General features: G+C 44.3%; 10 protein-coding genes and 1 pseudogene. All 11 read right to left on the bottom strand.

The annotated features are described in order from the left end of the window. Positions 1–60: 60 nt before the first annotated feature. Positions 61–1650: an ATP-binding protein gene (locus tag GPK58_RS04215; RefSeq protein WP_215638261.1), complete on the bottom strand. Its 1590-nt coding sequence runs from the start codon at positions 1648–1650 to the stop codon at positions 61–63. Positions 1651–1664: 14 nt separating this feature from the next. Continuing rightward, positions 1665–2975, bottom strand: coding sequence for a vWA domain-containing protein (locus GPK58_RS04210; protein ID WP_252195769.1), 1311 nt, complete (start codon positions 2973–2975; stop codon positions 1665–1667). A 247-nt stretch (positions 2976–3222) separates the two neighbouring features. Then, the gene (locus GPK58_RS04205) at positions 3223–4233 is read right to left on the bottom strand and encodes a leucine-rich repeat protein (RefSeq protein WP_215638260.1); all 1011 of its coding nucleotides are present in this window, start codon (positions 4231–4233) and stop codon (positions 3223–3225) included. Positions 4234–4421: 188 nt separating this feature from the next. Beyond that, entirely contained in the window at positions 4422–5831 is a 1410-nt protein-coding gene (locus tag GPK58_RS04200; protein WP_015526178.1) for a serine hydrolase domain-containing protein, read from the bottom strand. Next, positions 5824–7203 carry an APC family permease gene (locus tag GPK58_RS04195; RefSeq protein WP_022427079.1) on the bottom strand — a complete coding sequence of 460 codons (1380 nt, stop codon included), beginning with the start codon at positions 7201–7203 and terminating at the stop codon, positions 5824–5826. The genes GPK58_RS04200 and GPK58_RS04195 overlap by 8 nt, the downstream gene beginning before the upstream one ends. 176 nt (positions 7204–7379) lie before the next feature. Further along, positions 7380–8024: a GntR family transcriptional regulator gene (locus tag GPK58_RS04190; protein ID WP_022427078.1), complete on the bottom strand. Its 645-nt coding sequence runs from the start codon at positions 8022–8024 to the stop codon at positions 7380–7382. 142 nt (positions 8025–8166) lie between these two features. After that, the gene (locus GPK58_RS04185; RefSeq protein WP_015526181.1) at positions 8167–8559 is read right to left on the bottom strand and encodes a VOC family protein; all 393 of its coding nucleotides are present in this window, start codon (positions 8557–8559) and stop codon (positions 8167–8169) included. A gap of 93 nt (positions 8560–8652) precedes the next feature. Continuing rightward, positions 8653–9639 carry a carbohydrate kinase family protein gene (locus GPK58_RS04180; protein WP_243251399.1) on the bottom strand — a complete coding sequence of 329 codons (987 nt, stop codon included), beginning with the start codon at positions 9637–9639 and terminating at the stop codon, positions 8653–8655. A gap of 48 nt (positions 9640–9687) precedes the next feature. After that, positions 9688–9846: pseudogene (locus GPK58_RS13405) on the bottom strand (HPr family phosphocarrier protein); the annotation flags it as partial. Between the two features lie 41 nt (positions 9847–9887). Further along, positions 9888–11246 (bottom strand): GntP family permease, encoded by a 1359-nt coding sequence (locus GPK58_RS04175; RefSeq protein WP_173745825.1) that lies wholly within the window; start codon positions 11244–11246, stop codon positions 9888–9890. Positions 11247–11316: 70 nt separating this feature from the next. Further along, entirely contained in the window at positions 11317–12933 is a 1617-nt protein-coding gene (locus tag GPK58_RS04170; protein WP_114002088.1) for a mannitol dehydrogenase family protein, read from the bottom strand. Positions 12934–13377 lie beyond the last annotated feature (444 nt).

Below are 13377 nucleotides of genomic sequence, written 5' to 3'. Positions count from 1 at the left end.
GATTAGCATAAATTCTGTGCATCGCGAAGCGTGTTACTGAGAACGGAGTGAACAGTAATATTATTTTATTCCATTATTGAGAATGTTTTCCACTTCCTCCATCTGGCCCAGAAGCATTTTCTGGCGGTCGTCAAAAAGAAGACCTTTATTATGCCTGTAATACTGGTCAGAACCGTTCTCCCGAATGAACCAAAGACTATAATAGTTGGCATTCAGTTCTGTGATAAATGCCACCATTTCCTGGCTGTCCCCAAAAGCAGCTTCCATGAAGTCGAAGACGTTCTGAAGAGTAAAGGATATTTCGTCAGTTCGGTTTTCGTAGGCTTCGGTTTCGGATTCAAAGAGGGCTTTCACAAACTCATAGTTCCGGTTTGATGATGGAACTTCCGATTCTGCTGCGGCACTTCCGCCTCCTGCCAGCTTTGAACCTGATCCGGTTTTATCTGATCCGATTAATTCCGATCCGGTTATTTTCAATCCGGACGCATTTTCAAAGAATGACACAACACGTTTCTGTATACGCTCCTGCTGTTTTGTAAGAAGCTCACTCTTTTTGTCCTTTTCAAAATCCGCCTCTGCTTTTTCCATGAGATTTTTTGCTGTGAGGCTGTCCTGATCTTCTCTGAAGTACACCATATAATCATACAGTTTCGTGAGGTAGGCATCAGTAAGATAGCATTCTGTAAAAAGCTCGCTGAGCTTTCCGTTGAGAAGGCTTACAATGCTCAAATGCTCGTCCAGAGAGGCTGTGCGGATCTTACCCAGAGTAATGGGATCCCACTTTCCTTTCAGGATGTCCTCCACTTTATAGTCCGTTCTGTACTTATAATAAAGAGCCAGATAGCCTGCAAAATCCTTCGCGATCATCCTGTGCTGAATGTACTGACTGACCACCTCACGGTCTACGGTTTTTCCAAGGATCTCATAAACCTGGATCAGACGGGAAAGATCCTCCCAGCCTCTGGCTGTGGCAAAGATCTTTCCGTCTACGGTATTCTCCACCCTGTAGAAATTTTTTCTGCGAAGCTCCAGATAGGAGATCACCGCCGGATGAATTCCCTGCTGATAGGCGTATTCCTTCCATACATCAAAGTCTGCCTCCACATCGATCTTCTTGATACGGTCCAGAGTGACCACATCGAATTCCCGGACGGATTTGTTATATTCTGGCGGATTGCCTGCTGTGACGATCACCCAGCCTTCCGGCACCTTCTGGTTTCCGAAGGTTTTTCCCTGAAGGAACTGCAGCATCATCGGCGCTAGTGTTTCAGATACGCAGTTGATCTCATCAATGAACAGGATGCCTTCTTTCAGACCTGTTTTTTCCATTTTTTCGTAAACGGACGAAATGATCTCACTCATGGTATATTCCGTGACAGAAAATTCTTCCTCACCATAATTCTTTTTTACAATAAAAGGAAGTCCCACAGCACTCTGCCTAGTGTGGTGGGTAATGGTATAGGAAACAAGAGCAATCCCGCATTCCCTTGCTATCTGTTCCATAATCTGCGTCTTTCCGATTCCCGGAGGGCCCATAAGAAGGATCGGTCTCTGTCGGATCGCCGGGATCCGGTACTCACCGAATTCGTCCTTTGAAAGATATGCTTCTATGGAATCTCTGATCTCCTGCTTTGCTCGTTTTATGTTCATGGTTTTTCTTCTCCTTACAATTCTTCCTCCGTGATCACCAGCTTCATGGCCCAGGCCGGGATATCCACATCCTCAGGCTCCTGCTCCATAAATACAAATGCTGTCCGGTATGGCGGCATCTTTGCCGGAAAAATCCCGTATCCGTCTGTAAAATACACCAGGCCCTTAAGATTTTCAAACTCACGTTTTTCCATCAGCTCTTCCACATAAGCAAAAGCCGAACGGAAATCTGTACCTCCATCACCGTAAAGTTCCAGGCTGTTCATATACTCCTGCAATTCCTCTGCACCGGTGATCTTTACATCCGAATGCACCTTCTCATCACACTGGATAATGTGTATATTTACCTTCTGAAAAAAATTCCCGCTGTCGCTTAAGATCCCATAGGTTTCCTCCAGAAATCTCTGTACCAGTTCTCCTGAACAGGACATGGAAGTATCGATCACAATGACAAATTCCGAAACTTTTTTCATTTCTCTGGTTTCCAGGGGTTCGATCAGCGGCATATTCCCGTAAAGGGAAAGCCCGTAGGTATAAAAATTATAATCAAAGCTGTCCGGATCTACAGTCAGTTCTTCCCGAAATACTGCAAACTTCCGCAGAAATTCCCGATAATCATATCGTTCCCGGTTCTCTATTTTCAGCTGGTCCAGAAAATCTCCGTCCTGCTCTCCTGACTCTCTGGAAAAGGTCTCCAGATCTGTCTCGATCCCATCGCTGATATCTCCCCATTTTTTGCTCATCAGGGGATTGGGTTTCCGGTCGGGCTGCTGGTTTGCCCAGTATTTATGGTCGTCCACGTAGAACTCTTTTTCAAGCTGTGCCAGTTCTTTTTCCTTCAGAAATTCTTCTTTCAGAATCTTGTAGATTCTCTCTGCATTCAGCGTCTTCTTTTCCTTTTCCAGAAGACGGTAGGTTTCCCTCCGGAGAAGACTTCTGGAATATCGAACTGAGCGGTGATAGATCCCGTCGATCATATGCTCCACTGCAATATCGCAGCTTAAATTCCACAAACGCTTCTCTATTCCCGGCTTCCCAAAGTGCCGGAAAATGCAGTGAAATACCATATGGAGATATCCTCGATTCACAAGAATCCTGTTTTCTTTATAAAGCCCGCCAAGCTGTGCCGGATGGAAGTACATCACAGCCCCGTCTGTTCCAAACGGACTGACCGAACCATCCATCTGATAAATAAAGCTGCTCAGCGCCACATCCAGAAAACGCATACCAAGATACAGCTCGTCTCTTGCCGCCCGGAGAATGCTGCTGCCGATATCTTGGAGACGCTGGGCTGCCTCCTGGGGATTGGATCCCTGACCGGGCAGGAAGTTATTTTTATTGTTTTCAGTTGTTTCTATGCCATTCAGGATTTCCACCTCCTCTGATCTGCTGTTGCAATTCTTTTTTCATTAATTTACCATTATTGTTTACACATAATCTCATAATTCACTTGTAGCTTATTTTTCTCATATTCTCTCAGACACTCTATAAACTTAATTTTTCTGCATAAAGCAAATGTTCGTATACCATTCTACGCAAGATCTCCTCAATTTGTCATCAGGCTCTTCCAACTTACAGCTGAAATTTCTTCCTCCGTCTCGCTGGCCGCCCATCATTTTCTGTCTCCCCGGCCACCTTCTGCTCTTCCTTCAGCATCCGGCTGCGTTCATTCATCAGAAATGCGGAAATCTCCATATCCTTCTTCCTGGCCGCCACATCAATACTATGTTCCAGGCCCTCTCTGTTCCAGAGTTTTTCCCGAGAAAGCAGCTCCAGACCATTTAAGCTTCCGCTTTCCACCAGAAATTCCCCGATATCCTTAAGGTTTCCCCGGATATAATCCTCATACTGTTTCTTCGCCTTTTCGCTCAGCTGCCACGGATAACGAAGCCGCCCAAAGCTCATATCAACCAGAACCTCCAGCTTATCCATTACCACTGCCATATCAAACAGGCTGTCATACTCTGCGAAATCCAGTTCTTTGCTGTAGAAGCATTGCCGGTAATTGGTCCCTGAGCCATGATACTCCGTAAACAGAATTCTCGCAGGCGTATTCTCCACCGCCTCATCATAATGCTCCGGAAAAACCATATGCGCACGTTTTCCACCTGCCTCACCATTTTCATACAAAAAATCCACATCGATCTTCTGCCACAGCTCACCGAGGATCTCCTTTGCACAGGACTTGAGCCCTTTTTTCTGATGGATCACAAGCTCCTTCAGCCCGCTGCAGCCCGTAAACGCCCCGGTTCCCACCTGCATCAGCGTATCCGAAAATTCCAGCCGTTCCAGTTTTTTGCATCCATAAAAAATATATCTTCCGATTTCCTTCAGCGTATCCGGGAAAACGATCTCCTGCACTTCCTCCCCGGCAAGAAGTCTCTCTTCTCCGAATGAAAATGCGTCTTCGCTCTCCCAGGTTTCTGCATCTTCTTCTCCGTCCTTATGTGCAGAAAACGCATACGGCGCCGCACTGACTACCGGAAGACCATTGATCTCTTCCGGCAGCACGATCCGGTCATCGGTACCATAACACCGAACGATCTCTATTGCATTATTTTTAATTCTGTAATGTATTTTCATCGTACACTTTCTTCCCTATGTCACAATAATAAAAATTTCTGTTTCCTATTGTAGACTTATTCCAAACAAAAAACAACCCATCGGACCACTGATGGCAAGTCAGTATCCTGCGGGTTGTTCGTTTCTTTTATCATAAGGTTGGAGGAATTGCTATATTTTTATCGGTCTATACTTTGAGTTTTTTCTCTTCAGGATTTAAAGTTTCCTGTAAACTTCCATACCATATCCGGCTGTTCCGGAAGATAGGTAACGTTAGGTCTCCAGGTCGCGATCACGGTATCTTTAGAATTGACCCAGAAGGAATACTCTTCCCTGTAGGAAGTGTTGAGCAGTCCCACAGACAGATATAACGTTTCCTGATCCATTCCATAAGCAATGCTGTGATATCTCTTTGTAAAATCATCCGGATAAAGATCGTTCTGTTTCCAGCTCTTAAATCCTGCATAAGCAATCTTTTTCTCACCCTGGACTATCATTTCCAGACGCAGTTTACATCCTTCCGGAATGATCTTTGCACTTTCAATGTTTCTCGGATTTTCTGTAAAAATAATCTCCCGGTTAAATAATCCACTAAGTTCTTTTTCCGCAGTTTTCAGTCTGCCTTCCGGCTGTGGCAGAGAAAGGCTTTTTATTTTTGCTTCCAGATATTTCTCTCCTTCTTCCCGTTTTTCTTCCGGGCAAGGTATGGAAACTGCTTCCTTCATATATTTAAGGCAGATATCTGCCGCAAGATATTCTCTCGCACCTGCGGTAATGCCAATGGCAACCGGAAGTTCCCGGAAGCACACCAAATACTGTCCAAATGCTCCTTCTGCCGCAAAGATCTCTTTTCCTGCTTTGATGTGATATGCATAATGAGTCAGTGCTTTTTTCTCATCTCCGGGAATTACGACTCTTGACTGTCCCATCTCTTCGATCCACCACTGTGGCACCAGCTGCTCACCCTTCCAGTTTCCTTTCTGGAGAAGGAGCTGTGCCAGTGTGGAAATCTGATCTGCGGTCAGATACATGCCCCAGCCGCCGGTATTATGTCCCTCAGGACTTGTAAGCCAGTTGATCTTTCCAAAACCAAGTTTGTCAAAAACACGTTTCTGCATAATGGACAGACAGTTTTCACCCATAACTTTGGTCACGATCCTGGAAAGTGTATAGCTGCATCCGGAATCATAATGAAAAACTTTTCCGATATCTTCTTTCAGCTTAGGCTGTCCAAGCCAGTTCTTCTCCCAGTCTTTTTCCAGTCTGGAAAACCATACATTATTACAGCATTCCGGGGAACCGGCCTGCATGGTAAGAAGATCATATACGGTAATATTTTCCAGGGCTTCATCATATTCATCCGGAAGATCTTCTCTCACATAATCCAGAAATTTATCCTCCAGATGAAGTTTTCCCTCATCCACCGCAAATCCAACACAGATACTTGTTCCGATCTTTGATAAAGAATGCAGCATCTGCGGCTCTTCCATTGAGAAAGGTGCCCAGGCTCCTTCAACAACCTTTTCTCCTTTATACCGTACAGAAATACTGTGTAATTCTACGGTGTTCTCAAGTTCCTCAAGCATTTTTGCCAGCTTGAACGGATTTAATTCATTCATTTTTTTCCTCCTCTGCAGGCTGCCATATGGATGTCTCGATACGGATTCCACCTTTTCTGGTGAGATATACACCAATCAAGATCAATGCAACCATAACTATAACAGCAGATACTGCATATACAAGTTTAATACTGAAAATTCCTTTTATAAAAATAATCGTGTAAATGATGATACTGATGGTGCAGAATACGTAAAGTCCTGCACTGGAAAGGTGAAATTTGTTCTTCTTCCAGGTATCCGGATATTTCTTCGGAAGACGTGAAATTGCATACACAACTGTAACATTCATAAAAAATGTGATCACCTGGAAAATATTTGTGATCGTCACGATACTCATATCAAAAATGATCGGAAGCAACACTACGATCAGTGTGTAGGTATAGATCAGGTACGGTGCTCCGAAACGGTTTTCCTTCAGAATTCCTTTCGGCAGCCATCCATCCTTGGCAGCCTGAGCGATCGGATATCGTACATCATTAAATACACCATTCAAAGTAGTGATGATTGCCATGATCGGTCCGCCGATCATAAAAAGTTTATACACAATACCAGGAAGGATCTCCTGTGCTGCCGGAAGGATTGTTTCCACACCTGCAACCTCATCGTGAGGAAGCACCCCACCTGTAACCATCGCAAGGCCCACATAAATAAAAAGCAGACATGGCACGCAGGACATTGCCGCAAACGGAACATCTTTCGTTGCTCTTTTCGCGTCTTTACCATACCACAGAATATTGTAGTAACCATTTGCGGAATTGATAAGAAGAAGTGCCGCCAGCATAAAGCCTTTAAAGCCGCCGGTAAACATCTTATCTCCTGAAAAATCAAAGATCGGCTGTCTGATCTGTGTAAGTCCGAAAACAACATACAGAACCATTGTGATCAGAAGAACCGTTGATAATATCTTGCTTACCTTTGCAAAAATATCCATTCCCAGAAGATTCAGAACAAACAGGATAACAACACCTGCGATTGCCAGTGCTTTCACTGTAATTCCCGGGAGGAGATTATTCAAATACAATCCCAGTGCCAACGCAAAAGAACTGTTGAGGATCGGCGTTACCAGTTTCGTATAAGCTACCAGACCTCCGGTGCTGACTCCGGAAAGGTTCGTTACGATGGAATACGGGCCTCCTGCCACGCGCATGGTCCCACCAAGAATAATATACGGAAAAACCATAAAGAATCCCATGACAATCGCTGTCAGATAAGCAAGCCATACAGAATAACCGGTATAAGCCATTGCCGGTCCGATCAGAGTTACCATTCCGGAGCCGATTACCATTCCTACTGCGATTGCAAAAAGATCACCACGCTCAAGTATACCCGGTTTCGGTTCCGGCTTGTTCACAATTATGTTCTTGTCGTTCATTTCATTGCGCCTTTCTTTACTTCTTCACTTTTTATTTTTTATTTTTTATATTGTATACATAAAGAATAGTGAAAAACGCCGTAACTGTCAATAACAATTAACAATTTCGGCGTTTTGTAAAAATTATCTGTTCTGTTTTTGTATACTTTTTACAGAAAAATGGTAATTTCTACAGCCTAATTATACCGTTGCACAAAGTTCTCACAACTGCTTTTTATATGTTTCTGCATACGCAGATAACATTCCATAGAATCACCTTTTCGAATACTTTCTACAATTTCCTCATGCTCTTTCAGAGATTTTCTTACGTACTCTTCTTCATTTACCAGTACGCCTCTGGACAGTCCGTTCCACAGTTCTGACAGCATATTTTTAAGTTTATCATTTCCTGCTGCTGTCCATAATTCCATGTGCAAAGTCTGATTGAGACTTGAATAACTTTCAAAATCACCTTTTTCTATCTCTTCTCTGGAAACCTTGAGGATCTGATCAATCCTCTGAAGATCGATCTTATTTTCACAACACAAAACACAGGCTTCACTTTCCAGTGCCGCCCGCACCTGAAAATGTTCGCGGATCGTTTTTTCATTCACTCCAAGAACTACTGCACGTTTATTTCGCTCCAGTTCCAGAAGTCCATCTCTTGCCAGAATCTGAAAGGCTTCTCTTGTAGGTGTAATGGACACTCCAAGTTCCTGCGCAGTACTTTCCAGTGTCAGAATTTCCCCCGCCGGAATTTTTTTTGAAAGAATTGCCTCTCTGAGATTCGCCGCAATCTTTTCTCTTATGGGTAAAGTCTTTATTGGTTTAAGTCCCAGCATGTATATACTCCTGTTCTTATAGATCTTTTTTATTTAGATGAATATTAACAGTATTCTATTCTAGCGTATTTTTACTGTATTGTAAATTCCCATTAAGACAGGTACCCACATTCTTGCAGGAGACTTAACTGACTTACACATTTTATAAATACTGGCTGAACTCCACCTTCTCCTTATTCGGGCCTTCAATAGTAAAAAATTTCACGCCATTCTCCCAGAACGGCAGAAAATGCACCTCGTCATTGGTGGTATTCAGTCCTGCTGCTGTCACCAGCTCGTGGACTTTCTCCACATCCTTCACATCAATGGCAACATGGTCAATGGCGCCGGATTCCATTTTTGCTGCTTTGTTCTCGTAAGTCTCGATCACAAGATTTCCAAGCTTCAGGAAAGCAACCTTCTCATTGGCAGCCTCGTTCACCGTCTGGAAAGCGATCTTAAATCCCAGTGCCTCATAAAATTTAATGGTTGTCTCAATATCATTGGTTGGCACGCCTACGTGCTGAACTCCGTTCATCTGATCTTTTAAATTCATTTCAAAACCCCATCCTTTCATAAATCTGACATACTCATAAACACAATCGCTTCGCAATTTAGATTCAACTCTGCTACAGTTTTATGAATACGATCACTCTGCAATTCTGCGTTCCACCTGTGCAAGCTCCGGCATTGCCGGGATCGCACCTTTTTTCTCCACGCAGAGACTGGCCACTGCATTGCCGAAACGGGCAAATTCCTTCAGATCCTCCTGGGTCAGCTCGTCCAGATGTTTCTCTGCTGTGCTGACTTTGTACAGGAAACCGCCCCAGAAAGAATCTCCGGCTCCGTTCGTGTCTGCGATCTGTTTCACTGCAAATCCCGGTACCATACAGCCGCCATCCTTGCCGTAAAGATATGCTCCTTCGCCGCCAAGTGTAACTGCCACAACTTTCACGCCCTGGCTGTACAGTGCTTCTGCTGCCTCCCGGACATCCTTATGATCTGTCAGAAGTTCTGTCTCTTCATCCGAAATCTTCATAAGATCCACATAGGGAACCAGGCTTCTCATATGCTTCTTCGCTGTCTTTTCATCCGGCCACAGAGATGCACGGTAATTGGGATCGTAAGAAATCACGCTGCCCTTGTTTTTTGCTCTTTTTACCGAATAAAACGTGGTATCTCTTGCAGGCTGATCCGTCAGGGACAGGGATCCAACATGAAAAATATGGGTATGATCCAGCACATCCACATCCACTTCTTCCTTCTGGATCTTCGTATCCGCTCCCGGTTTTCTTGCAAAAGAGAAAGTCCTCTCTCCAGTCTCGCTGACTTCCACAAAAGCCAGTGTAGTAAAATAATTTTCGTCCAGGAGCATACCCTTGGTATCCACGTTTTCTTTCTCAAGAACAGATTTCAGGAACTTTCCGTGCATATCTTTTCCTGCTTTACCGATAAATGCAGTATGAGCTCCCAGTCTGCTGGCTGCAACTGCAACATTGGCTGGTGCACCGCCCGGATTTCTGGCATACAGCATCTGTCCATCCTCATTGATATCCTGAGATGTAAAATCGATCAGGATCTCACCAAAGGTTGTGATATCATAGATGGATCTTTTCACAGCATCTCCTGTGTCCATAATAAGGTTCTGATCAAGCAGCTGAAAAAAGATCTTCTCGCATTCTTTCTCATTATCTGTATGTATATGAAGCTCTCCCCCGTCAAACTCAGGCATACTTAAAACCCCAAGCATAGACTTTGCATTTACAACATAACGGCCGTAACATAATTCTACATCACATGGGATGGATTCTGCAATACTTACCAGCTTTCTTGCATTCTGCATTGTGCCTAAAATTACTTTTACTATCATTTTTGTCTACTCTCCTATGCAAACAGGCTGATCACAACAGCACAGACCAGACCTGTTACTCCTACGATGGTTTCCATCATTGTCCAGGATTTCAGGGTTGTTTTCTCATCAATCTCAAGAAGGGAACCTACCAGCCAGAATCCGGAGTCATTTACATGGCTGAATGCTGTTGCACCGCCGTTGATGGCACAGACCATTGCTGCCAAATAAACCGGTGTCAGGTCTGCAACTCCGGGCATAGCAGCCATAATTCCTGCTGCCATTGTCATAGCCACAACTGCCGCACCAACCGATGCACGGATCAGAGCTGCAATAAGGAATGCAACCAGTACAAGCGGAAGTCCGCTTTTTTCCAGGGCTGGTCCTATAATATTTCCCATACCGCAGTCCTGCAGCACCCAGCGGATGATACCTCCACCAGTGATGACCAGAAGGATCTGTCCGGTAGGCTTCAGAGAACGATCCAGGATCTTCTTTAACTGCTCTCCATTGTAGCCTTGTTTCTTTCCGAGAAAATACATGGCAAGCAATACTGCTATGATCAGTGCCACAAAAGGCGTTCCCAGAAACTGCAGAACCGGACGGACCACATCAAGTCCCGGAATATATTCAGAAACTGTATTGCACAGGATCAGTACCAGCGGAACAAGAATGATACATAATACTGTAGAAAACTTCGGAAGATTGGCTTCTTCTTCCTCACGTACCTCCTGGATATTGGAGGGCAGCCCTGTATTGATCTTTTTGCCGATAAATTTGGACCATAAAATTCCTGCAAAGATCAATGATAAAATGCCCACAGGCACACCTACCGCGATCATCACTCCGAGATCCACATTCAGCATATTTGCCACCAGAACAGATCCTGCTGATGGCGGTATAAATGCAAATCCGGTGGCAAGTCCGGCGAGAAGAGGAATCACATAATATAAAGTAGATTTCTTTGTTTTCTTCGCAAGTCCGAATGCCAGAGGGATCAGGATCACAACGCCAGCCTCAAAGAATACCGTAGTTCCTACCACAAGTCCTGTGATCCCAAGAGCGATTCCCGCTTTTTTCTCACCAAATTTGTTTATCAGTGTCTGAGCAACGCACTGTGCGCCGCCGGACACTTCCAATATCCCACCGAACAGAGAGCCCAGTCCGATCAGGAGTATGATTCCCTGTAAGGTTTCTCCTGCGCCGTTTTCCACAGTGCTTACCAGCGTTGGAACCGGCATTCCGGCGCCAAGCCCGATAACCAGTGCAGCGATCAGCAGGGATAAAACCGGGTGGATCTTAAATTTTATGATAAGTAACAATAATAATAAAATTCCTGCTGCTGCCGCGATCAACAGTCTTAACGGATCTGCCGCAAATACCGGTTCTGTCATCTTTCCATTTACCTCATTTCTCTTTATTCACTGCTTACGGATTGCTGTCTGACTTTTGAACCCTGATGTTTCATTTTACATATTTATGAATAGTTGCCTTTACAGCTCCGGGGCCGACGATCATCTCACGGAACATATCCTCGATTTTCTCTCCGACACCATCTTTATAAAGGTCTGTGAAGAACAGTCTCTCATTGGAAAGGATTGGCTTCAGCTGATCCTTGAAGGTTTCCGGTTTTCCGATCACGATATCGCCAAGCTGCTCTGTGATCTCCTCATTCATCGGGTCCGGTGCAAGCTCAAATTTGTTTCCTTCGTCATCTACAGCCAGCATGTATCTCAGCCAGCCTGCGATTCCCAGCGGGATTGCTGTCAGTCTGGAAGCATCTCCAAATTTCTTCACATATGCTTTTACAGTCTCACCGAAACGGATACCTACCATCTGGGACACATCTACAGCCAGACGAAGGTTGGTATCTCCAAGATACTCATTCGGGAAACGGTCATTAAAAAGCTCATCCACAAATGCCTGTGGGGAAAGGATTCCAGGATCTGCAACTACCGGAAGTCCCTCGTCATAAGCAACCATACGGGCCATTTTCATCATATCTTCGTTGGTGTTCAGCATATGTGCAAAGAGATCATATCCAAGTACCACACCAAGAGGGCCGGTTGCGGAATGTACCGGATTCAGGCATACGGTTACTTTCATTCTCTCGGAGAGATTGACGGTATCTCTGTCTGCCATGTATACGCCGAAGCCTTTTTCCAAAGCAGGGCGTCCGTTGGGGAAGCTGTCCTCGATAACAAGATACTGTGGCTTCTCAGCATTAACAAATGGTGCAATATATGTTTTCTTTCCTGTGATCACCGGCTGCATTTCTTCAACGCCAAGCTTCTCAAGGTCTGCTGCGATCTGCTCGCTTGGTCGAGGTGTGATCTTGTCGATCATGGTCCACGGGAATGCAACCACCTTCTCATCCGTTACATAATCTACAAAGCCATCATCTACAAAGCCTGCTTTATGCCATTCCTCTGTCATAGTCAGCACGGACTCACGAAGCTTGGCGCCGTTCTGTGAGCAGTTATCCATAGATACCAGAGCGATCGGATATTTCCCTGCTTTATATCTCTCATTCAGCATAGCCACAAGAACTGCCATTGCTCCCGTTGCCTTATCCGGTCCGTTTTTAATATCTGCTTCCACAAACGGGAACCATGTTCCGTCTGCTTTCTGGAGTGCATAGCCCTTCTCTGTGATCGTGAAAGAAACCAGCTGCAGAGATTTAGCCGCAAAAATTTCTTTCAGGCGGTTCCATTGTCCAGCATCAGATGACTGTGCTTTCACTGCTTCTGCAAGTGCCCCAAGAACTTTGTACTCACGGGTTCCATCACCGTGAAGGATGACATTTAAGCCAAGGTTGTCATATGGCGCGTAAATCTTATCTACTACGTCATAATCAAAGGTCTCTACACATGTGATACCTCTGTCAAGAACTCCCTCTTCCAGAAGACCATCTGCAATACCGCCGATAAATACACGGAAGATATTTCCGATTCCGAAATGTACCCAGCCTGGTTCCTTCTTCGCTTTCTCAGTAACTGCCTCTACATCGTATCCTGGAAGATTGATGCCTGCTTTCTCCCATGCTTCACGCTCTTTGATTCCTTCTCTTGTTAATTTCATGATAGAACCTCCTTTTTTTCGTTCATTTCGTTATTTATGTCTTTTACTTATGTTTATGTCTTAACTGTAAGTAGAGTATAAAACTTTCCTTTTTAAAAATCTATTGGCAAAGCGTCTAATTTTACTCTTATTTTTTTGTTTACTTTTACCCGTTCTCCCCTACATTGCATTTCCCGCAAATTTATACTAAAATACATTTAACAAATGTAGCAAGAATTCTCTCACCTCTTCAGGTGGTGAGATGAATTGCACATCGGAGCATGTCTGCTCAAAAAAATCTCTATAGTATAAAAGAAACACTTGTTCTCTCTTCCCTGATGTAGTATACTGAAAAGAACAATTAGTTCATAAATACATATCCGTTGATATAAGAAAAAGGATGATAAATATAATGGAGTTAGACCATGAAAGATGCATTCTGGGGTCAGATATTCTGTCTGCTCA

The organism is Blautia sp. MCC270 (genome assembly GCF_018785605.1).
Lineage (GTDB): Bacteria > Bacillota > Clostridia > Lachnospirales > Lachnospiraceae > Blautia_A > Blautia_A fusiformis.
Note: the sequence above shows the minus strand (reverse complement) of the source record. Positions and strands in the feature narration are given on the sequence as shown.